This window comes from Mesorhizobium helmanticense, from assembly GCF_003034915.1.
Classification (GTDB): Bacteria; Pseudomonadota; Alphaproteobacteria; order Rhizobiales; family Rhizobiaceae; genus Mesorhizobium; species Mesorhizobium helmanticense.
Genome location: NZ_PZJX01000024.1, coordinates 1 through 19,628, shown reverse-complemented (window position 1 = coordinate 19,628; position 19,628 = coordinate 1). Strand labels below are relative to the sequence as shown.

Below are 19,628 nucleotides of genomic sequence, written 5' to 3'. Positions count from 1 at the left end.
GTCACATCGGCGGTGGCGCAAAGGAAGGACCGGCATGGGGCCGGTGAAAAGATGACGATGAACTGGCTCAGGATCGCGACCGTGGCTGTCCTGTCGGGCTGTGCGTTTCCGGCCGTCGCCGAGGAGGCAGTCAGCTGTGGCGGGGCCGCGATGCTGGGCGGCGCGCAATTGAACTGCGGCCTTGTCGAACCCAAGGCGGCGCCGCAGTTCTGCAGCTTTAGCTGGGCTTTGCATATGCCGACCGGCGATCAGAAGATCGTCGAGGGCAGCTTCCTTTTGCCGCCAGGCGCCGTGAATGTCAGCGTCTACCAGGGCAGCGGTTTCGACCGGCCGATGTCCGATCCGATCGTGATTTGCCGAGCCACGAAGTGAACATCGAAGCCTTGCAGGGCACGCTCATCAGGCGATTGGCGCTATAGGGCGGATCACGCTATTTTGAACGGCGCATGCGGATTTCACCTGCGCGCGGCTGCCAACCACTCGACGGACCTCGACATGGACGGACCCAACCCCAACATCAAGCACCCGATCCCGATGCACACGCGCGTCGGCTTCCTCAAGGGACTGGTCAACGCGCCGAACATCGAGATCGGCGACTACACCTATTACGACGACCCGGACGGGCCGGACAAATTCGCCGAGCGCTGCGTGCTGCATCATTATCCGTTCATCGGCGACAGGCTGATCATCGGCAAATTCTGCGCCATAGCCGAGGGCGCGCGCTTCATCATGAACGGCGCCAACCATGCCATGTCTGGCTTCTCGACCTACCCGTTCAACATCTTCGGCCATGGCTGGGAACAGGGTTTCGACCCGAAGACGTGGTCGAAGGAAATACGCGGCGACACGGTGCTCGGCAATGATGTATGGATCGGCATGGAGGCGGTGATCCTGCCCGGCGTCAAGATCGGCCATGGCGCCATCGTGGCGGCGAAATCGGTGGTCACGCACGACGTGCCGCCCTATGCGATCGTCGCCGGCAATGCGGCCAAGGTGGTGAAAATGCGCTTCGACGACAAGACGATCAGGCGGCTGTTGATGGCGGCCTGGTGGGACTGGCCGGTGGACAAGATCAGCCGCAACCTCGATGCCATCAGAGGCGCCGACATTGCTCGCCTGGAGGCCGCGGTTTGAGCGCGACAGACAAAACGACAAGCAACAAGACCGCGATCGCTCCCGAACTGTTCACGCAAGCCTGGATCTTCATCCGCGGCGTGCCGTCGATGAAGTTCCTGCCGCCGGAAGGGCCGCCGGAGATCGCCTTTGCCGGCCGTTCGAATGTCGGCAAATCATCGCTGATCAATGCGCTGGTCAACCAGAAGGGACTGGCGCGCACCTCCAACACGCCGGGACGGACGCAGGAACTCAACTACTTCGTGCCGGATGGATTTTCGGGCGAAGGCGCCGACCTGCCGCCGATGGCGCTGGTCGACATGCCGGGCTACGGCTATGCGAGCGCGCCCAAGGAAAAGGTCGACGACTGGACGAAGCTGGTCTTCGACTATCTCAAGGGCCGCGTGACGCTGAAACGAGTCTACGTGCTGATCGACGCCCGCCATGGCATCAAGGCCAAGGACGACGAGGTGCTGTCGCTGCTCGACAAGGCGGCGGTGTCCTATCAGATCGTGCTGACCAAGACCGACAAGATCAAGGCCGCCGGCGTGCCGCGATTGATCGAAGAGACATTGGCGAAAATCAAGAAGCGGCCGGCGGCGTTTCCGTTCGTTCTCGCGACATCGTCGGAAAGAAACGAGGGCCTGGAAGAGCTGCGCGCGGCGATCGTGCTTGCGGCCAATGGCGGATAGAGCAAAAACAGGTTAGCGCTTCGCCTCCAGCGCAATCATCTGGTGGCTTTCTTCCTCGGCAAGCCTTTCGGTGCCGTAGGCCTTCAGGAACATGCCGACGCCTGACCTGACGATGTGGTCGATTTCTTCCTGGCTCGGGGCCTTGGTGCGGTAGGCGAATATGCATTGCCGGAAAAGACCGGCCAGGCACAGTTCGGTGAACTGATAGGCGGCAAGATCGACATCATCGATCTTGAGCAGGCCGCGCTCGATGGCGGCATTGAGAAAGGCCACCATCCTGTCGTGGCCGCGTTTGGGGCCGCGCTCATAAAAACGCGCGCCCATGTCGGGTATCCTATCGGACGCGCCGATCACCGTGCGCTGCGCCTGGATGACCTTGGCCGAGGTGATCTTGAGCGACAGCACCTTGCCGAACTTCACCAGCGTCTGGCGAAGGTCGTCGGCGCGGTCGAGCATATCGTACATGTTCTTGAAGATCGTGCCGCGCTCTTCCTCGATCAGCGCCTCGAAAAGCTCTTCCTTGTTGGCGAAATAGACATAGATCGTGCCCTTGGAGACGCCAGCCTCGCGGGTGATGTCGTTCATGGAGGCGGCCTCGAAGCCCTTGTCGATGAAGACACGGCGGGCGCCGTCGATGATCTGGCTGCGTTTGACCGGATCCTGTCCCGCCGCCGGACGTCCGCGACGCAGGCTGTCCAGCAGATCGCACTGGTCCTTGCCAATATCCGGGCCAGCATTCGGACCGGCATCTGGTCGTGGTTCGCCCATAAAAGTCGCACCTCGCAAAATAATTCGAACCGACCGGTTCGATTGCCCTTGATATGGGCCCCTTTTAGCGCTAAGTCAATGTCCAGTTCGAACCGAACGGTTCAGTATGATAGCTTTTCCTCATAGACTGACTGGCAGAGAAACACCATGTCCTCGAACGCGTCCGTTACCGCCGAAGTTCGTCCCTTCCCCAACGCCAAGACCGCACCGGCGGTCGAGGCGCCGGAAACTAAACCCGTCATCGAGGTTCCGGTTGCGGCGCCGGCCAAGAAGAAGCGCTCGGTGCGCTCGCTTCTGCTGCCCATCATCGGGCTTGGGCTGCTCGGCGCCGGCGCCTGGTATGGCTACCATTACTGGACCGACGGCCGCTTCATGATCTCAACCGATGACGCCTATGTCCAGGCCGACATGGCGTTCATTTCGCCAAAAATTTCAGGCTATGTCGACCAGGTCGAGGTGAGCGAGAACCAGCAGGTGAAGGCGGGCGACCCGCTGCTGACCGTCGATGATGGCGACTATAAGATAGCCGTCGCCCAGGCCGAGGCGCAGATCGCCACGCTGAGCAAGACGCTCGACCGCATCGACGCGCAGACAGAGGCGGCGCGCGCGTCGCTGCAGCAGGCGCAGGCGCAAAAGACCGCCGACCAGGCCGCGACCGACAATGCGGCGCGCGCACAGCAGCGCGCGGCGCAACTGCTCAAGACGCATGTCGGCACACAAGCGCAGCTCGACGACGCCCAGACCGCCCTCGATCAGGCCAAGGCAGCGCTTGTCGGCGCGGACGCGCAGATCGCGGCGGCCCAGGCCAATATCTGCGTGCTGCAGGCGCAACGCGCCGAATCCGCCAGCACGCTGGCGTCGCTGCAGCTCAGCCGCGACAAGGCCGCGCGCGACCTGTCCTTCACCGTGCTGCGCGCGCCCTATGACGGCGTGGTCGGCAACCGCTCGGTCGAGCAGGGCGACCTTGTCAGCCCCGGACAGAAGCTGGCTGTCATCGTGCCGATGGACAAGCTCTATATCGTCGCCAATTTCAAGGAGACGCAGCTCGGCCGGCTGGTGCCCGGCGAAAAGGTCAGGATTTCGGTCGACGCGATAGACGGCCATGATTTCGAAGGCACGGTCTCTTCGCTGGCGCCGGCCTCGGGTGCGGTGTTTTCGCTGCTGCCGCCGGAAAACGCCACCGGCAACTTCACCAAGGTGGTGCAGCGCGTGCCGGTCCGCATCGACGTTCCCGCGGACGTACTGAAGACAGGCAGGCTGCGCGCCGGCCTCAGCGTCATCGTCGCCGTCGACAGCCGCACGGCGCCCACCGCAACGACCAACTGAGCACTTTGGGGGGGCGGCTCAGTGGCCTGTTGAGCGCTGAGCCGCCCTGCCTGCCAAGTTTGTTTTGACGCAATTCCGGACGGGAAAACCGCCACGCACTTTTCCCGGAATTGCTTAGGGAGGCCATGACATGGCAACCGCAACCATTACCGCCGGATCGGCGCCGGCCGTCCCGGCCCAGACCGATCACATGCCGATCCGCCGCGTCATCGCCTTCCTGGCGATGGTGTTCGGCATGTTCATGGCCATCCTCGACATCCAGATCGTCTCGGCCTCCCTGGCCGAGATCCAGGCGGGCCTCAGCGCCAGTTCCGACGAGATCCCGTGGGTGCAGACGGCCTATCTGATCGCCGAGGTGGTCATGATCCCGCTGTCCGGCTTCCTCAGCCGGATGCTGTCGACGCGCGTGCTGTTCACCATTTCGGCGGCGGGCTTCACGGCGGCCAGCGCGCTGGCCGCGACCGCCACCAATATCGACCAGATGATCGTCTACCGCGCCGTGCAGGGCTTCATCGGCGGCGGCATGATCCCGAGCGTCTTTGCAGCCGCCTTCACCATCTTCCCGCCGTCGCGCCGCGCCGTCGTCTCGCCGATGATCGGCCTGGTGGCGACGCTGGCGCCGACCATCGGCCCGACCGTCGGCGGCTATATCAGCCACGCCATGTCCTGGCACTGGCTGTTCCTGGTCAACGTCGTGCCCGGCATTCTGGTGACGACAGCCGCCTGGTCGCTGATCGACTTCGACAAGCCCAATCTCAAGCTGTTCAGCAAATTCGACTGGTGGGGCCTTGCCGGCATGGCGGCCTTCCTGGGCTGCATGGAATATGTGCTGGAGGAAGGTCCCAACAATGACTGGCTGCAGGACCAGGCGGTGTTCATCTGCGCCATCATCATGACCGTCGGCGCGGTGCTGTTCTTCTGGCGCGTCTTCACCGCCGAGGAGCCGATCGTCGATCTCAAGGCGTTCAGCAACATCAATTTCGCCTTCGGCTCGCTGTTCTCCTTCGTCGTCGGCATAGGCCTCTACGGCCTGACCTATCTCTACCCCGTGTTCCTCGGGCGCATCCGCGGCTACGATTCGATGATGATCGGCGAGGCGCTGTTCGTCAGCGGTCTGGCCATGTTCCTCACCGCGCCGATCTCCGGCATCCTGTCGAACAAGATGGACCCGCGCATCATGATGATGATCGGCTTCTTCGGCTTCGCCACGGGAACCTGGTGGATGACGCATCTCACCGCCGACTGGGATTTCCATGAACTGCTGATCCCGCAGATCCTGCGCGGCTGTTCGATGATGCTGTGCATGGTGCCGATCAACAACATCGCGCTGGGCACCTTGCCGCCCGAGCGGCTGAAGAATGCGTCCGGCCTGTTCAACCTGACCCGCAATCTCGGCGGCGCGGTCGGCCTCGCCGTCATCAACACGGTGCTGATCGACCGCAATGCCTTCCACTACGCGAGGCTCTCCGAGCACGTGCAATGGGGCAGTGCCGCCGCACAGGAGAAGCTGCAGAACATGACGCTCACCTTCGAGCAGACCGCCGGGCTCGACGCCTCCAAGGCTGCGATCTCCAAACTGTCGGGCATGGTCCAGCAGCAGGCGTCGCTGCTGTCCTTCATGGACGTGTTCTTCATGCTCACGGTGTTGTTCGCCACGCTCGGGCTCTTCACCCTGTTCATCCGCAAGCCGGCCGCGGCCGGTGGCGGCGGCGGTGGCGGACACTGAGGAGCGCCGGACCCCCGCCCGGCATCCTCGCGCATGACCCCGAAAAGCAATTTTCGGGGTCATGCGCAAAATCTACCGTCACGATGTTCTCGCGCGCTCTGACAAAGTCAGGTTGCAGCTAGTCGTCAGGCCGTGGCCGGCTTGAAGGTCAGGGCGACGCCGTTGATGCAATGGCGCAGGCCGGTCGGCGGCGGGCCGTCGTCGAAGACATGGCCGAGATGGCCGCCGCAGCGCCGGCAATGGACCTCGGTGCGGGTCATGCCCAGGGACCTGTCCTGCGTCGTGCCGACGGCGTTGGGAATTTCCTGCCAGAAGCTCGGCCAGCCGGTGCCGGAATCGAACTTGGTCTGCGAGGAATAGACCGGCAATTCGCAGCCGGCGCAGGCGAAGGTGCCCTTGCGGTGTTCGTTGAGCAGCGGGCTGGTGCCGGGATATTCGGTGCCTTCCTTGCGCAGCACATTGAACGCCGCGTCGGACAGGATGGCACGCCACTCGGCCTCGGTCTTGGTGACCTCGAAAGTTTCGGCCGCCCGCGCATCCGGCGGTCCGCCCATGCGCAGCATTGCCGCCGTTCCCGCCAGCAATGCCACGCCGGCGGCACCGCTCCAAAGAAAGTCGCGACGGGTCATCACCATTCCTCCTGATTTCCCTTTGCCAAATTAGACCGTCACACGGAAATCAAAAGCCGGTGACGGCCAACTCCTGGAAGCGGGCACTCCGCACCGGCTCCAGGCCTGGAGCAGCGATGCGGAGTGTACGCTTGTCGACGGCGCGGGTCACGGGAGCAGACCCGCGCCGTCGGCATGGAGCCTTGGCCATATTTCGCCGGCAGCGGGCCTTTCGTTACATCTTCGGCAGAAGAACCTTGTCGATGACATGGATGACGCCATTCGACTGCTCGACATCGGCGATGGTGACGTTGGCGACATTGCCGTTCTCGTCGGTCACGGTGACCTTGCCGCCATCGGCCTTCAGCGTCAATTCGCAACCGCCGGCCGTCTTGACCTTGTGCGCGCCGCCATCGTCCTGGACCATCTTGGTTACATCAGCCGACATGGCTTTGGCACCAACGACATGGCAGGTCAGGATCTTGACGAGCTTGTCCTTGTTTTCGGGCTTGAGCAGCGTTTCGACCGTGCCGGCCGGAAGCGCTGCAAAGGCCTCGTTGGTCGGTGCGAACACGGTGAACGGACCAGCGCCCTGCAGCGTCTCGACCAAGCCGGCGGCCTTGACGGCCGCGACCAGTGTCGTGTGATCCTTCGAATTGACGGCATTCTCGACGATGTTCTTGTCGGCGTACATGGCGGCGCCGCCAACCATCGGGTTTTCGGCGTAGGCAGCGGTGGCAAGCGCGGAAACAGCGATCGTACCGGCGAGCAAAAGGGTGGCGAGTTTACGCATTATATCAATCTCCTCGGGTTATTGTTCGCCTCTTTCGGGAACGCAAGGAGATACGGGGCAGAAATACGAGAGTTTCGTCCTCTCAGAAAAAATCTTGTCTTACTGAAAATTGTTAAGCCCAATCGCTATCCGGCCGCCAAGTTTTTTTGCAAGCCTTTCCTTCGCGAGAGATAGATTTCGGCTCTTCTTTCCTGGTATGTCCGGCGCTGGGCCGTCAGACACCCTTCAGATCGCCCGCGGCAACAACCGGTCCGGTCGGCTGGCCGGTCGGCGAACCGCCCGTCGGCTCGACGCTCACCGCAAGCACGGCGCCTTGCGCCAGCTTCTGCTGCACGGCCGGCGACACTGTAAGGTGCGTGGCTGCACCGGCCGGGATGACGCCCATCGAGACCGGCGCGTTCTTGCCCTCGATCATCCACAGCTCGAAATCCTTGCCGGCGGCGCGCTCGCCCGAAACGTGAGAGAGGCCGACATCGTGCGTGGCTGCATCGTAGACGACGAGATATTTGACATCGCTGCCGTCGGCGGCCAGCGACGCGACGAGCCGCTCCTGCTCAACCGGCAGGCTGACATAGGGCACGGCGATATAGATCGCCAGCGCTGCCAACGCCGCGGTGGCAATGCCACGCCAGAAACCGAGGCTCGACCAGAGGCCGGTCCGAGGTTCGGCGGACCTGGCTGGCGTCGAGGCAAACAGCCGCCGATCGATCGCCACCTTGACGGAAGCTGGAGGCTCGACCGCAGCATAGGCGGTGGCCAGAGGCGACAAATATACCTCCCAGACATCAACGAGGCGGGCGAAGGTGGATTCGGTATCGACGCGACGGGACGCAATCTGGCGCTCATCGTTCGCCAGAACGCCAAGAACGTATTCGGCGGCGAGCAGGTCGTCGCCTCCACGTTCCGGTCCGTTGTCCTCTGCCAGCGTCATCTTTCCAGGCATTCTCTCAGTTTCAGCAAACTGCGCCGCAGCCAGGTCCGCATCGTGTTCAACGGTACGCCATGGCGTTCCGCCAGTTCGGCATAGCTTTCGCCGTTCAAATAGGCGCCCCGGACGGCCGCCGCCCGGTCCTTCTCCAGCTCATCGAGACAATGATGGACGCGCTCGGCTTCACCGCCCGCCACAACCATGGCCTCCGGTCCCGGCGCCGGATCGGCCACGTCGAGCGCGGCGTCGATGTCCGCGGCGGGCTTGCGGCGCGCCCTGATGCGATCGATCGCATGATTGCGCGCTATGGCCACCAGCCAGGAGATCGGGCTCAGATCCGAAACGGCAAAACGATCCGCCTTCGTCCATATCTTGACGAAGACCTCTTGCAGCGCCTCTTCAGCCTCTCCCCGGTCATTCAATACACGAAGGCAGACGCCGAAAAGTTTCGCGCTCGTCTGCCGGTAAAGCAGGTCGAACGCGGCCCGGTCCTTCATCGAAGTCCGGACAATCAGCTTGGTGATGTCCTGCGGCGTCATCGGCCGCCAAATTAGAAGATTGCAATGTATTTGCAACGGCCGAACGCTTCCATACGCCGGCATTTGCACGTCAATTGCCAAGGAGACTGCCGCAAGCTAGCTTTGCCAATAGCGGGGGACGCAGGAATGTCGGTCGAACGAGCTCTGTGGGAGCATGATGCAACCGGCCTGGCCAGCCTGGTGCGCAAGGGAGAGATCTCGGCGCCGGAGCTTGTCGATGCAGCCATTGCCCGGGCCGAGGCCACGCGTCCCGATATCAACGCCATTGCCGAGCCGCTTTACGAGGCAGCGCGGACGCGGGCGAAAACCGTCGACCGTAATCTGCCGCTGGCCGGCGTGCCTTTTGCGATCAAGGATCTCGGCATCGCCGTGAAGGGCGTGCCAACGCATTCAGGCAGCCGCATTCCCGCCTTCACAGCCGACTTCAACTCGGTGATGACCGACCGTCATCTGGCCGCCGGCCTGATCCCTATCGCTACCAGCACCTCGCCCGAACACGGGCTGAGGCTGATGACCGAATCGGCCGCTTTCGGCATTACCCGCAATCCGTGGAACACGGCGCACACCAGCGGCGGCTCGTCGGGAGGTGCGGCGGCGCTGGTCGCGGCCGGCGTCGTGCCGGTGGCGCATGCCTCGGACGGCGGCGGCTCGATCCGCGTTCCAGCAGCCTGCACCGGGCTGGTGGGCTTGAAAACCGCGCGCGGCCGCGTGCCACTGACGCCGCTGGTCACCGAAAGCTGGTACGGCCTGGTCGTCGACCACGCGCTGGCCCGCTCGGTCCGGGATTCGGCCCTGCTGCTTGACCTCACCCACGGCCCCGATCCGCTGTCGCCCTATGCGGCGGCGGCGCCGAAAGGCACGTTTGCCGCCGCGGCAGCGCGAGACCCCGGCAAGCTCAAGCTCGCCGTCTACCGGAAATCGCCGCTTGGCCTGCCGATATCGGCCGAGACACAGACGGCGCTGGACACGGCCGTGGCGCTGGCGCGCGAAGGCGGCCACACCGTCGAGGAGATCGACCTGCCCTATATCGATCGCGATTTCATGGCGGATTTCTGCAAGACCGTCGCGGCGGCAGTGGCCGGCATGATGCGCCTTGAGGGCGCTCGCCTCGGTCGCTCCGTTTCCGGCGACCTGGAGCGCGCCACGCGGGTTATCGGCCGCTTCGGCGAAATCGCCTCGGCCGGCGAGATCTATGCCGGCCTGCAGCGGCTGCACGCCACATCGCGCAGGCTAATCAGCGAGACCGCGCAATATGACGCCGTGCTGATGCCCATCATCGCGCGCCCGCCGCTGGCCTGCGGCGCCATGGACCCGAAGGGCGCCGATGAGTTCATCGAGAACATGCTGGACCGGCTGCATCTCACACGCCTGCTGCGGTTCAAGCCGCTGCTTGGCCAGTTGATGGACAAGAGTCTGTGGTTCACCCACTGGCCGGCGATCCAGAATGTCAGCGGCCAGCCGTCGATCGCGTTGCCTGTCCATGTCACCGAGGCTGGCTTGCCGCTGGGCATCCAAGCCGCCGGCCGGCCCGGGGACGAGGAGACGCTTTTGTCGCTTGCCGCGCAGATGGAGAAGATTTCGGGGTGGCTCAAGCGGCGGGCGCCGCTCAGGGCCCCGGCGTGACCATGGTCCCGAAAAGTGGGAACCGGTTTTCGGACAAGACCACGGTCAAACAAGAAGATAGAATCGATTTCATCATTGTGACAGCAAAGCCGTTTGCGGCCCGCCGCAATTCCCGCTAAGACGCCGCCGTCCTTTCCAGTAAGCCGGGAACCATGCCGATGACGGAGATCACCGCCACCGCCGAAATGCAGGCCGCGCTGCTTTCACGGGCGTTGCCCTATATGCAGCGCTACGAGAACAAGACGGTGGTGGTGAAATATGGCGGCCACGCCATGGGCGACATTGAGCTCGGCAAGGCTTTTGCCCGCGACATCGCGCTGTTGAAGCAATCCGGCGTCAACCCGATCGTCGTGCATGGCGGCGGGCCGCAGATCGGCGCGATGCTGACCAAGATGGGCATCGAATCGAAGTTCGAGGGCGGCCTGCGCGTCACCGACCAAAAGACCGTCGAGATCGTCGAGATGGTGCTGGCCGGCTCGATCAACAAGGAGATCGTCGCGCTGATCAACGCCGAAGGCGAGTGGGCGATCGGCCTGTGCGGCAAGGATGGCAATATGGTTTTCGCCGAAAAGGCGCGCAAGACCATGATCGATCCGGACTCCAATATCGAGCGCGTGCTCGATCTCGGCTTCGTCGGCGAGCCGGTCGAGGTCGACCGCACATTGCTCGACCTTCTGGCGCGTTCCGAAATGATCCCGGTGCTGGCGCCGGTGGCGCCCGGCCGTGACGGCCATACCTACAACATCAATGCCGACACCTTTGCCGGCGCCATCGCCGGCGCCTGCCAGGCGACACGCCTGCTCTTCCTCACCGACGTGCCCGGCGTGCTCGACAAGAACAAGAAGCTGATCGACGAATTGACGGTCGCCGAGGCGAAAGCCCTGATCAAGGACGGCACGGTGTCCGGCGGCATGATCCCCAAGGTGGAGACCTGCATCGAGGCGATCGAGCGCGGCGTCGAAGGCGTCGTCATCCTGAACGGCAAGACGCCGCATTCGGTGCTGCTTGAACTTTTCACCGAACACGGCGCCGGCACGCTGATCGTGCCATAAGCGGCGCAGGCTGAATGGCTTCGTCAGCCGGCGACTCAGCGCTCAGGCGCTTGGCGAAATCCCCGTAGCGGCGGCGGCCCGCTGCCGCGCCGGACGCCGGCTGGCCGCATGATGATGCAGATGGTCGGCAGCTTCGCCGAATTCGAGCGTGCCATGATCCGCGAGCGGACAAGCGCAGGGCTGGCTCAGGCCCGGCTGGAAGGTCGCGTTGGTGGGCGACGGCGCAAGCTCGATGACAAAAAGCGGCGTGAGATCGCCGAGTCCGTCATTTCGGGCCGCAAGTCTGGCGCCGAAATGGCAAGGTATATGACGTGAGCGAGCCAACCGTCTCAAGAATCGTTGCCGAATTCCGCCAGCAGGAGGCACATGAAGCACTGGAATGACTTGGCTTGAATGACCGCACGGGGTGTGGTGAGCGGTCGTCCGTTCTGACCAGCACGAACGAGCATCTTGCGCCAGAAGCCGGCGTTCAGGCCGAATTTTCGGAGCAGACATTCGCCTGCTGGGGAAGCGCGACAAGTCAGAAAACAAAGTTTGAGACGACCCGGAAACTCCGGCCATCCAAGCCGTCGGTATTGTGATACACGAATTCTCCGTAGCTGAACTTCATCGAGAACGACGGCGTCACATTCACTCCAAGCGTCCCGCCCAGGGCGAGGGACTCCTGCGTGTCGCCATTAGATATGCCGTTCGTGGATGTCTCTCCACCGTACACGTAGAGTCCGTCCAGGGAGGCCCAGAACCGGCTGCCGAGATTGCGGGTGACATGCCCCTCAAGTGTGAGAATGGGGTCCTGGCTGGTATCACCGCTGTCGCTGAAGAACGTGACCGACGGCGCCAGTTCTAGCGTTGCCAACTCCGGATCAAGCATCGACGTTCCGAAATAGTAGCTCATCGGCAGGCCGATCTGTCCAACCCAGCGATCCGCGCCGAGATTGATTATCTTGTCGCCGCTGAATGCGCCCGTCGGCGCATACACCTTGCCCAGCAGCCCTATCGACAGTCCGGGGTCGTAGGCGGCCCACTCGGCCTTGGGCAGGGCCGGAGAGCCATACAGGCCCACAACTCCACCCACGATGAGATCGCCGATGCCGGAACTCTCACCTTCGAGATCGCCAACGGCAGTATGCAGGGTCCCAGAGACCTTACCGGCCGGAAGCACAACGAACAGGGCTCCCAAATTACCTGCTATGTTGAATGAACGCGTGTACTGAACGAGGCCGATATCGATATCAATGTCGGCTCCGCTCAGCGCGGTGCCGGGACCGAAGGACTGATTGCCTTCCTGAAAGAGACCGATGACCGTGATCGCATTCGTGCCCTCCGGCACAAGCTGGTAGCCGCGCGGCCCGTCGTCTATGGCCGCCGCGTCATCGCACACCCAGAGCAGGGTCGCCGCTGACAGGATGCTGAGTTTTCCCCTCATCGCACTCTACCTCCACAGAGAACTGGTTTCATCAATGCGGATCTGCGCGCATCACTCGGTAACCGGCTGAGCTTCCGGAAACTTCCAACTGCCGTCGAGGATTTCTTTGCGCGGACGGTAGAGGCGTGCCGTGTAATTCCAGCCCTCCATGATCGGAAGGCAATTCGCTGTGTCATCACGACAACCGCCGAACTGGACGGCAAAAGAGCCGTCGGGATTCGGCTTCGCCGTGAGATTGTTGATGGAATAGGCGTTGAGGTCGTTCTTCTCGAAGAAACCCTTGGCATTGTAGAGGCTGATCGACCAGAAGCCGTCCACCGGCACGTCCTTGACGGTCAGTTTGTGCACTGTCTTGCCGTCGTTGCCCTTCGGATAGAAGCTGCTGTAGACAGCAGCGTAGTCGGGATTGCCGCCCCACCCGATGGCCGTGCCGATGAGATGTGCGACTGGATCGACCTCCTCTCGAGTGCCAAACATGGCGCCCTTGTCACCTTCGCGCAGGGGGGCGAGCGCATTCAGGGCATCGCGCACCTTGGCTTGCGATGCGGAATCCCAGTCCGGCGTTTCGAATTTTCCCACACTCGCTTGATCGACCTTGATTTGATCCTGAAGGGCGTTGGCAATCTTCAGGTCTGCCGGGTCTTCGGGATTGGCAAGCGTGCGGACAAGCAGAAAGACATAGCGAGTGCCCACCTTGTCCTTGGTGTAGGTGTGACTCCCCGGCGCATAGACGACTTCGACGGTGTAGTGATCCTCGGAAATGACCTGCATCGACATGAAACGCTTGCCAGGGTCCGGCAGCGTTATGGTCACAGGAGCCGCTTCTAGGTCGAAGACACCCGAGGAGTAGAGCGTGTCGCGGTTCATCCGGACCACGTCCTGCTCGTCGATGGCAGCCATGGTCCGGTTGTGGTTCAGTTTCCCGAACTCGCGCGTCTTGAAGTAGAAGTCGGTCTCGGCGCGGATGAAGTTGCCGACGGTGACTTTCATCGGCGGGTCGGCGGCCTGGGCTGCGAATGCGACCATCCCGGCTGCTACGACCACCGCCATGGACCCAACAATACCCGAAGTCGTATTCACCCGCGTCATCGCAAGACCTCCTTGCAGTTTTGGTACTTCTTTTTCACGATCTGCCCCGTGGTGAAGTTGATCTTGGCCAGCCGTCCGTCGACGCGTGCGGCGATTTCGGCTTCACGGGCTGCAATGACTTTGCCCTTGAATTTGTATACTTTGCTCTCAAGTGAATCCTGCGCCGAGGCTGTCTGCGCCGCAAGGCAGCAGGCAGCGACAAAGATGCACGATGCAGCCAAACTGAGCGCTCGCGCGGGAAAGCTGTTCCCGACCATTAGACCCCTCCCGGGTTTCGCACCATTGCCCACTGTTCGAAAGAACCCCTGAGAAGGGTGGCACCCCGCCACGGCGAGGTCCCATCAGTTGGCGGCCTTTGCGACTCCGAGTTCCTTGTCGACCTCGTTCTCGAAGGCGCGCTTCTTGCCGGCGACGAAGCGGCGATACCCTTCCGGATCGATCCAGGCGGCAACACCTTCGGTCTTGGCCCGTTCGCGCTTGCCGGCGAGGTCGTAATATTCGTTGTGCTGCGCCAGCCAGATGTCGGGCTTGAGCATTTCCAGCATGTGATGCGTCCGCCGATAGTCGTCGGCGATGCCAAGATATGAAGGGTCCTTCACCAGCCGGTAGCCGGGGTTGAACCCCGACCCATCGGGGAACACCACGACATAGGCCTTGCCGTCAACCATGAGGTTGGCGACCCAGGTGGTGGCCCCGCGCGTATGGCCCGGCGTCAGGTAGGCGGTGAGCAATACATCACCCAACCTGACCGTGTCCCCGTCGCGCAGGATGCGGTCGACCTTGACCGGTGGATAGAGAAAATCGTCGGCGTATTTGAAGTCGCCCTTGTCGCCGCTCTCCATCGCCGGGACATCTTCGCGCATCACCGCCATCTCGGCCCCGTACTTCTCCTTGAGGTAAGCGTAAGCGCCTGCGTGATCGATATGCGCATGGGCGTTGATCATGACCTTGATGTCTTCCGGCTTGAAACCGAGCTTTTTGATCGACTCCTCGATCATGGGCCCGGAGGACGGCATGCCGGTGTTCATCAGGATGTGGCCTTCAGGCGTAGTGAACAGGAACACGCCGAGCCCCTTGGTGCCGACGAAGTAGATCGGCCCGAGGATCTGGACCGGCTCCTCCGGCTCTTCCCATTTCAGGGCCTTCCTCGCGAGCTTGAGGAAAAGATTGTTGTCGTTGGCGAGCTGTTCCTCGGTCGGAATTTTTTCCGGCGATGTCTGCGAAAAAGCCTGCGTCGCAAAGCCGATAGCAAACGCTCCTGCAAGGAACAAACTGCCGAACTTCAAAGCAGAGGCGAGCATCCCGTCCTCCTCAGACGATTCGACCGGGGCCTTTCCGGCCGTCAACCTAAATGTCCTACCAGAATATAGCACTGTAGAACCAAATCGGCGAGGTCTATTGCTTGCCGATGTGAGCTATAGTCTTTGCCGTCAATGTCCGAAAATGGCGCGACCAAGTCATTCTGCCAACCGAGGCGAACGACAATGTTTTGACGTGTCCGGGGCAACCGCGCTTCCGCGCGAGCGGGCTCTATCTTCGGCCGCACAGCGGCCCTCGACCGGACCTTCTACTTCCTGAGATGCCCCAGCGGCACATGGCCCGGCCCCTTGATGTTCTGCAGCACAAGCTGCGTGTGGACGTCGCGCACGCCGGCGAGCCGCATCAGCCGGTGCATGACGAAGGCGTTGAGTTCGTCGACCGACGGCACCATCACATGCAGCAGGAAATCGTGATCGCCGGTCATCGTCCAGCATGACGAGACCTCGTCCATGCGCTGCACGGCGGCAATGAAGCTTTCGGGCGAACCGTCGCTGTGGCTGACCAGGCGCACCTGGATGAACACTTCCACCATCAGGCCGACGGCGCGGCGGCTGAGCACGGCAGCAAAGCCCTTGATGATGCCGGCGCTTTGCAGGGCCTCGAAACGGCGGGCACATGGCGTCGTCGACAGGCCGATCTGCTCGGCCAGTTCGGATACCGGCTTGCGACCGTCGCGCTGCAGGATATCGAGCATTTTGATCTCGAAATCATCGAATTGAGGCATCTTCACTCTCCCAGAGCTCTTTGGTGGTTGTTTTTACCTCAAATCCCGCGTTCTAGCCATCATCAAGGCGGATTTGCCTCGCCGGATTTGCGTAGTCTTCGGCAGGAGGCCACTGGTCACGATTGCGAGGAGAACAGCCATGACAATGAGCGTTGCCGACTACGCCAGGGAGTGTGCCGCGCAAGGGCTGCGCGGCGACTATTCGGTCTGCCGCGCCGACTTCACGGTGGCGCAGGGGTACGACTACAGCACCGACGAACAGGCGGTGTGGCGCACGCTGTGCGACCGCCAGACGAAACTGACGCGCAAGCTGGCGCATCATTCCTATCTCGACGGCGTCGCCGAACTTGGTCTTCTCGACCAGATCCCGGATTTCGGCGCGGTCAGTGAAAAGCTGCGCAAGCTGACAGGCTGGGAGATCGTCGCCGTGCCGGGCCTTATTCCCGCCGCGCCATTTTTCGACCACCTCGCCCACCGCCGCTTCCCGGTCACCAACTGGCTGCGGACGCGCCAGGAGCTCGACTACATCGTCGAGCCGGACATGTTCCACGACTTCTTCGGCCATGTGCCGGCGCTGACGCAGCCGGTCTTCGCCGACTTCATGCAGATGTATGGCGAGAAGGCCGAGGACGTGATCGCGCTCGGCGGCGACGAGATGATCACCCGGCTCTACTGGTATACGGCCGAGTACGGGCTAATGCAGGAGGCCGGCCAACCGCTGAAAGCGTTCGGCGCCGGACTGATGTCATCCTTCACCGAACTGCAATTCGCCGTCGAAAGCAGGGATGCGCACCATGTCGCCTTCGATCTGGAAACGGTGATGCGCACCGGCTACGAGATCGACAAATTCCAGCGCGCCTATTTCGTGCTGCCGTCCTTCGACGCCTTGCGCGACGCGTTCCAGACCGCCGACATGGCCGGCATCGTCGGACGTAACAAGGGCAAGCCGGCGCTCGACCTGGCAGCCGTCTGACGGTTCAGCCGGTTTCTGCCTTCAGCCGGGCAAGCTGCTCGCGCTGAAGGTCGAGCGCCGCTGTCGTGAACCGCAAGATCGTGGCCAGCTCGGCGTCGCTGCAATACGATTTGAGCGGAACCATCAGACTGTGATCACCTTGCTGAGATGATCGCCCAGCCGGCAGGCCAATGCGGTGATCGTGGTCGTCGGGTTGCATTCGCCCGACGTGCAGAACACCGAGGAGCCGCCGACATAGAGATTGTCCATGCCGTGCACCTTTGAATTGGCATCGACCACGCTCTTGGTCACGTCGGTGCCCATGCGGGTGCCGCCCATATGGTGGTGGCCGGCCAGCTCCTCATTCGTCGGATAGTCGCCGCCATTGACGATCCAGTCGGCGATACGCACACGTCCGAGATTCTTCTCGACAAGCGTCGTACCGAACAGCCGCAGTCCCTCCAGCAGGGTGCGGTACTCCATCTCCGACTTTCTCCAATGCAGTTCGATGCGCGGCACGCCGGCGTGGTCGACATCGGTTTTCGACAGTTCGATCTGGTTCGACGCTTGCGGCGCCTGTTCCCAGGCGACATAGAGCTGAGCGGCGCAGCGCAAATTCTGGCTGAGCTGATAGGCCACCCATTCGGCCATGTCGGGTGCGGTGCAAGCGAGGTCGGCAACCAGACTTTTGATGCCGGCATAGGGCGTCTCGATCAGCCGGATGCCGAAATTCATGATCTTCAGTCGCTCCATGGCGGCGAGCGTCGGCGAGAAGAAGGCCTCGTTGGTGGCATCGACCTCGAACTCGCTGTAGTCGGCGAGAATGGCATTGCCGCCTTCGAAGGTCGGATGCTCCATCCAATAGCGGCCGAGGGCCGCGGCATTCGGCACGACGCCACCGTTCGAGCGCTGGTTCGACCACAAAAGCAGCCGCGAATTCTCCAGTCCGCCGGTGCAGACGATGAAATAATCGGCGGTGAAGGATCCGGCATCCTGCCCGTTCGACCACAGTCTGGCGCCGGTCACTCGTCTGCCGTCGCCGGCCAGCTCGGTGGCATAGGTGTTGAGCACGACGGCGATGTTCTCGCTCTTGTCGAGTTCGTCGGCGAATTTTTCGCCGAAGCGCACGGCCGGGCTCTTGATCAGTTGCACCCAGCGAATGTCGTCCGAAATCGACACATCCGGCCGGAAGTCGGGAAGTTCGAGGATGTCGTGGACTTCGTTCAGATAGGGCTCGATATCAGCGCGGCTGATCGGCCAGCCGGTATCGGGCGCCCAGGCCTTCGGCTCGAAATCCTGTTTGTCGAGCACCCGGCACCAGCCGGCCCAGTGATTGGAGCTGCCGCCGAGGAAGCGCAGCCGGGTGATGTCGAGATCGAAATAGGGATCGCCGACCGTGCTGCCACGGTAGAAATCCTGCGAATCATCGCTGAATTCGCGGGAGCCGGCCTCAAGCACCACAACCGGAATGCCGGCGGCGCCAAGCTTCCTGGCGATCGTGGTGCCGGCCGGCCCGGAGCCCAGGATGCAGACCTTGGGAGTGAAATTGGCCGCGCGGAAGGCCTCGTAGCTGTCGAAGATCATGCGAGATCGCTCCGCTTCAGGATCCAGCCATTGATCTCGACGATCGCGTCCGGATCGGCATCGGGGCGATCAGCCTTGGGCAGTCCGCGGAACAGCGACAGGGTCGGCAACGCGATCAGCGCCTGCATGACCATGCGGCGCGATATTTTTTTGGTGAAGAAACTCATGATACGTCTCTCGATTGGGGCTTCGATCCACGCATGGCTTTCCCTCAACGGCACATGCTCGCCAGGGGAAGCCAAATCCATGCCAAACCTAGCTGGAAACCTGCTTCAGGCGTGTGAACGGGCGGCATGAATTCGAACAGGGTTAGGATTGTGCTAACAGCCGGAATTGCTCAGGCGGCCTCGGAAATGTCGTTGTCGAGGATCGTCAGATTGCGGCCGCGGTGCTTGGCCTCATAGAGGCACTGATCGGCGGCGCGCATCAGTTCCGACACGGCGGCATCCTCGCCGCACAGGGTGCCGCCGATGCTGACGGTGAGGGGTACGACTCGCTCGTCAACCGGCCGGAAGCGGATCAGCTCGACCTCACGGCGGATGCGCTCGGCGACGCGTTTGGCTTCCTGGTCGGTGGCGCCGGCCAGGAACACGGCGAATTCCTCGCCGCCGATGCGGCCGAGCACGTCGCCGCTGCGCACGCCACGTTCGATGGCGGCGGCAATCAGAAGCAGCGCGTCATCGCCGGTCAGGTGACCGAAGCTATCGTTGATCTTCTTGAAGTGATCGGCATCGATGATCAGCAATGCACCGCGATCGGATTTGCGCCGCGAGCCGTCGAGCGCGGCAAAGAAGCTCTCGCGGTTGAGCATGCCGGTCATGTCGTCGCGGCTCGCCTTCTCCGAGAGGCGCCGGTGCGCGGCGGCGAGCTGGGCATGGGCGCGGGCGAGATCGCGGTGAGCGCTTTTCAGCCTCTCGCCTTGCCAGAACGTGTAGGCGCCGGCGACCCAGGCGAGAGCCAGTGGACAGACCGTGGATGTCAGCCAGATGGTGCGGTTGATTGGGAAGCCCATGGCCGGAACGACGATCAACGTCAGCAGGAGCGAGGCCGCGAGGGAGGCGAAAGCGACGGCGGCGGACTTCAGAAATATGCGACTCATCGCTAGCTCCCACTGGACCGTCTCTGTGCCAGCAAGCCCTGAACGCCATCTTTCGGCGATACCTAAAATTTGAATCGTGATGCCACTTTCACCACCCGAGACGCGCATAAGTTGTGGATAAAGCCTCTGCCAAAGGGATCGTTTCGTGCCATAAGGATCGCATGACCACGCTCCCCGAACCCGCCCGTTTTGCCCATGTCACCGACTGGGTGTTTGACCTCGACAACACACTCTATCCGCATCATTCGAATCTGTTCTCGCAGATC

General features: G+C 62.4%; 22 protein-coding genes and 1 pseudogene. 10 read left to right on the top strand and 13 right to left on the bottom strand.

The features are described 5' to 3' along the window. The first annotated feature begins 51 nt into the window (after positions 1-51). The 3 genes from C9427_RS09800 to yihA all read left to right on the top strand — a co-directional run bounded on the left by C9427_RS09800 (position 52) and on the right by yihA (position 1,805). Positions 52-372: a hypothetical protein gene (locus C9427_RS09800; RefSeq protein ID WP_245437041.1), complete on the top strand. Its 321-nt coding sequence runs from the start codon at positions 52-54 to the stop codon at positions 370-372. Between the two features lie 123 nt (positions 373-495). Beyond that, a complete protein-coding gene (locus C9427_RS09795; protein ID WP_107649232.1) occupies positions 496-1,134 on the top strand; it encodes a CatB-related O-acetyltransferase in 639 nt (212 codons plus the stop codon). Beyond that, positions 1,131-1,805: a ribosome biogenesis GTP-binding protein YihA/YsxC gene (yihA, locus tag C9427_RS09790; protein ID WP_107648989.1), complete on the top strand. Its 675-nt coding sequence runs from the start codon at positions 1,131-1,133 to the stop codon at positions 1,803-1,805. Before C9427_RS09795 ends, yihA begins: the two co-directional genes overlap by 4 nt. Before the next feature lie 12 nt (positions 1,806-1,817). Here the strand turns inward: yihA and C9427_RS09785 are convergent, their stop codons facing one another. Further along, the gene (locus tag C9427_RS09785; protein ID WP_167434300.1) at positions 1,818-2,573 is read right to left on the bottom strand and encodes a TetR/AcrR family transcriptional regulator; all 756 of its coding nucleotides are present in this window, start codon (positions 2,571-2,573) and stop codon (positions 1,818-1,820) included. 147 nt (positions 2,574-2,720) lie between these two features. Between C9427_RS09785 and C9427_RS09780 the strand changes: the two genes are divergently transcribed. Together C9427_RS09780 and C9427_RS09775 are read left to right on the top strand one after the other, a co-directional pair. Continuing rightward, a complete protein-coding gene (locus tag C9427_RS09780; RefSeq protein ID WP_107648988.1) occupies positions 2,721-3,899 on the top strand; it encodes an HlyD family secretion protein in 1,179 nt (392 codons plus the stop codon). A 190-nt stretch (positions 3,900-4,089) separates the two neighbouring features. Beyond that, positions 4,090-5,625, top strand: a complete 1,536-nt coding sequence (locus tag C9427_RS09775) for a DHA2 family efflux MFS transporter permease subunit (protein ID WP_245437052.1) — start codon at positions 4,090-4,092, stop codon at positions 5,623-5,625. A gap of 125 nt (positions 5,626-5,750) precedes the next feature. Here the strand turns inward: C9427_RS09775 and msrB are convergent, their stop codons facing one another. The 4 genes from msrB to C9427_RS09755 all read right to left on the bottom strand — a co-directional run bounded on the left by msrB (position 5,751) and on the right by C9427_RS09755 (position 8,493). Then, positions 5,751-6,254, bottom strand: coding sequence for a peptide-methionine (R)-S-oxide reductase MsrB (gene msrB, locus C9427_RS09770; RefSeq protein ID WP_107649230.1), 504 nt, complete (start codon positions 6,252-6,254; stop codon positions 5,751-5,753). 214 nt (positions 6,255-6,468) lie between these two features. After that, the gene (locus tag C9427_RS09765; RefSeq protein WP_107648986.1) at positions 6,469-7,026 is read right to left on the bottom strand and encodes a fasciclin domain-containing protein; all 558 of its coding nucleotides are present in this window, start codon (positions 7,024-7,026) and stop codon (positions 6,469-6,471) included. Positions 7,027-7,240: 214 nt separating this feature from the next. Continuing rightward, positions 7,241-7,957: an anti-sigma factor gene (locus C9427_RS09760; RefSeq protein WP_107648985.1), complete on the bottom strand. Its 717-nt coding sequence runs from the start codon at positions 7,955-7,957 to the stop codon at positions 7,241-7,243. Further along, entirely contained in the window at positions 7,954-8,493 is a 540-nt protein-coding gene (locus C9427_RS09755) for a sigma-70 family RNA polymerase sigma factor (RefSeq protein WP_107648983.1), read from the bottom strand. The genes C9427_RS09760 and C9427_RS09755 overlap by 4 nt, the downstream gene beginning before the upstream one ends. Before the next feature lie 126 nt (positions 8,494-8,619). Between C9427_RS09755 and C9427_RS09750 the strand changes: the two genes are divergently transcribed. The 3 genes from C9427_RS09750 to C9427_RS09740 all read left to right on the top strand — a co-directional run bounded on the left by C9427_RS09750 (position 8,620) and on the right by C9427_RS09740 (position 11,483). Continuing rightward, entirely contained in the window at positions 8,620-10,116 is a 1,497-nt protein-coding gene (locus C9427_RS09750) for an amidase (RefSeq protein WP_107648981.1), read from the top strand. Between the two features lie 158 nt (positions 10,117-10,274). Next, on the top strand, positions 10,275-11,168 hold the full coding sequence (argB, locus tag C9427_RS09745) for an acetylglutamate kinase (RefSeq protein ID WP_107649229.1): 894 nt from the start codon (positions 10,275-10,277) through the stop codon (positions 11,166-11,168). Between the two features lie 111 nt (positions 11,169-11,279). Then, positions 11,280-11,483 carry a recombinase family protein gene (locus tag C9427_RS09740; protein WP_245437040.1) on the top strand — a complete coding sequence of 68 codons (204 nt, stop codon included), beginning with the start codon at positions 11,280-11,282 and terminating at the stop codon, positions 11,481-11,483. Positions 11,484-11,688: 205 nt separating this feature from the next. Here C9427_RS09740 and C9427_RS09735 read toward each other — a convergent pair whose 3' ends face one another. The 5 genes from C9427_RS09735 to C9427_RS09715 form a co-directional block, all read right to left on the bottom strand. Then, on the bottom strand, positions 11,689-12,594 hold the full coding sequence (locus C9427_RS09735) for a transporter (protein ID WP_107648979.1): 906 nt from the start codon (positions 12,592-12,594) through the stop codon (positions 11,689-11,691). 51 nt (positions 12,595-12,645) lie between these two features. Further along, positions 12,646-13,683 (bottom strand): DUF1254 domain-containing protein, encoded by a 1,038-nt coding sequence (locus C9427_RS09730; RefSeq protein ID WP_107648978.1) that lies wholly within the window; start codon positions 13,681-13,683, stop codon positions 12,646-12,648. Then, positions 13,680-13,940 (bottom strand): hypothetical protein, encoded by a 261-nt coding sequence (locus C9427_RS09725; protein WP_146172528.1) that lies wholly within the window; start codon positions 13,938-13,940, stop codon positions 13,680-13,682. Before C9427_RS09725 ends, C9427_RS09730 begins: the two co-directional genes overlap by 4 nt. An 84-nt stretch (positions 13,941-14,024) precedes the next feature. After that, positions 14,025-14,984, bottom strand: a complete 960-nt coding sequence (gene bla / locus C9427_RS09720; RefSeq protein WP_107648974.1) for a subclass B3 metallo-beta-lactamase — start codon at positions 14,982-14,984, stop codon at positions 14,025-14,027. 266 nt (positions 14,985-15,250) lie between these two features. Then, positions 15,251-15,727 (bottom strand): Lrp/AsnC family transcriptional regulator, encoded by a 477-nt coding sequence (locus C9427_RS09715; RefSeq protein WP_107649228.1) that lies wholly within the window; start codon positions 15,725-15,727, stop codon positions 15,251-15,253. A 139-nt stretch (positions 15,728-15,866) separates the two neighbouring features. Between C9427_RS09715 and phhA the strand changes: the two genes are divergently transcribed. Then, the gene (gene phhA / locus C9427_RS09710; protein ID WP_107648973.1) at positions 15,867-16,700 is read left to right on the top strand and encodes a phenylalanine 4-monooxygenase; all 834 of its coding nucleotides are present in this window, start codon (positions 15,867-15,869) and stop codon (positions 16,698-16,700) included. A 123-nt stretch (positions 16,701-16,823) separates the two neighbouring features. Here phhA and C9427_RS09700 read toward each other — a convergent pair whose 3' ends face one another. From C9427_RS09700 to C9427_RS09690, 3 genes are all read right to left on the bottom strand, one after another. After that, positions 16,824-18,263 (bottom strand): GMC oxidoreductase, encoded by a 1,440-nt coding sequence (locus C9427_RS09700; protein WP_107648971.1) that lies wholly within the window; start codon positions 18,261-18,263, stop codon positions 16,824-16,826. Next, the gene (locus tag C9427_RS34060; protein ID WP_165779561.1) at positions 18,260-18,430 is read right to left on the bottom strand and encodes a hypothetical protein; all 171 of its coding nucleotides are present in this window, start codon (positions 18,428-18,430) and stop codon (positions 18,260-18,262) included. Before C9427_RS34060 ends, C9427_RS09700 begins: the two co-directional genes overlap by 4 nt. A gap of 170 nt (positions 18,431-18,600) precedes the next feature. Next, positions 18,601-19,362, bottom strand: coding sequence for a GGDEF domain-containing protein (locus C9427_RS09690; RefSeq protein WP_107648968.1), 762 nt, complete (start codon positions 19,360-19,362; stop codon positions 18,601-18,603). Between the two features lie 161 nt (positions 19,363-19,523). Here C9427_RS09690 and C9427_RS34750 point away from each other — a divergent pair. Beyond that, positions 19,524-19,628 (top strand): annotated as a pseudogene (locus C9427_RS34750) (pyrimidine 5'-nucleotidase); the annotation flags it as partial.

What these genes read in the sequence shown, in the direction of transcription:
- C9427_RS09755 (WP_107648983.1), bottom strand. Translation starts at nt 8,493, where the DNA reads ATGACGCCGCAGGACATCACCAAGCTGATTGTCCGGACTTCGATGAAG.
- C9427_RS09715 (WP_107649228.1), bottom strand. Translation starts at nt 15,727, where the DNA reads ATGCCTCAATTCGATGATTTCGAGATCAAAATGCTCGATATCCTGCAG.
- C9427_RS09800 (WP_245437041.1), top strand. Translation starts at nt 52, where the DNA reads ATGACGATGAACTGGCTCAGGATCGCGACCGTGGCTGTCCTGTCGGGC.
- C9427_RS09700 (WP_107648971.1), bottom strand. Translation starts at nt 18,263, where the DNA reads ATGATCTTCGACAGCTACGAGGCCTTCCGCGCGGCCAATTTCACTCCC.
- C9427_RS09765 (WP_107648986.1), bottom strand. Translation starts at nt 7,026, where the DNA reads ATGCGTAAACTCGCCACCCTTTTGCTCGCCGGTACGATCGCTGTTTCC.
- C9427_RS09785 (WP_167434300.1), bottom strand. Translation starts at nt 2,573, where the DNA reads ATGGGCGAACCACGACCAGATGCCGGTCCGAATGCTGGCCCGGATATT.
- argB (WP_107649229.1), top strand. Translation starts at nt 10,275, where the DNA reads ATGACGGAGATCACCGCCACCGCCGAAATGCAGGCCGCGCTGCTTTCA.
- C9427_RS09760 (WP_107648985.1), bottom strand. Translation starts at nt 7,957, where the DNA reads ATGACGCTGGCAGAGGACAACGGACCGGAACGTGGAGGCGACGACCTG.
- C9427_RS09735 (WP_107648979.1), bottom strand. Translation starts at nt 12,594, where the DNA reads ATGAGGGGAAAACTCAGCATCCTGTCAGCGGCGACCCTGCTCTGGGTG.
- msrB (WP_107649230.1), bottom strand. Translation starts at nt 6,254, where the DNA reads ATGACCCGTCGCGACTTTCTTTGGAGCGGTGCCGCCGGCGTGGCATTG.
- C9427_RS34060 (WP_165779561.1), bottom strand. Translation starts at nt 18,430, where the DNA reads ATGAGTTTCTTCACCAAAAAAATATCGCGCCGCATGGTCATGCAGGCG.
- C9427_RS09725 (WP_146172528.1), bottom strand. Translation starts at nt 13,940, where the DNA reads ATGGTCGGGAACAGCTTTCCCGCGCGAGCGCTCAGTTTGGCTGCATCG.
- C9427_RS09740 (WP_245437040.1), top strand. Translation starts at nt 11,280, where the DNA reads ATGATGCAGATGGTCGGCAGCTTCGCCGAATTCGAGCGTGCCATGATC.
- C9427_RS09730 (WP_107648978.1), bottom strand. Translation starts at nt 13,683, where the DNA reads ATGACGCGGGTGAATACGACTTCGGGTATTGTTGGGTCCATGGCGGTG.
- phhA (WP_107648973.1), top strand. Translation starts at nt 15,867, where the DNA reads ATGACAATGAGCGTTGCCGACTACGCCAGGGAGTGTGCCGCGCAAGGG.
- C9427_RS09775 (WP_245437052.1), top strand. Translation starts at nt 4,090, where the DNA reads ATGCCGATCCGCCGCGTCATCGCCTTCCTGGCGATGGTGTTCGGCATG.
- C9427_RS09690 (WP_107648968.1), bottom strand. Translation starts at nt 19,362, where the DNA reads ATGAGTCGCATATTTCTGAAGTCCGCCGCCGTCGCTTTCGCCTCCCTC.
- C9427_RS09780 (WP_107648988.1), top strand. Translation starts at nt 2,721, where the DNA reads ATGTCCTCGAACGCGTCCGTTACCGCCGAAGTTCGTCCCTTCCCCAAC.
- C9427_RS09795 (WP_107649232.1), top strand. Translation starts at nt 496, where the DNA reads ATGGACGGACCCAACCCCAACATCAAGCACCCGATCCCGATGCACACG.
- C9427_RS09750 (WP_107648981.1), top strand. Translation starts at nt 8,620, where the DNA reads ATGTCGGTCGAACGAGCTCTGTGGGAGCATGATGCAACCGGCCTGGCC.
- bla (WP_107648974.1), bottom strand. Translation starts at nt 14,984, where the DNA reads ATGCTCGCCTCTGCTTTGAAGTTCGGCAGTTTGTTCCTTGCAGGAGCG.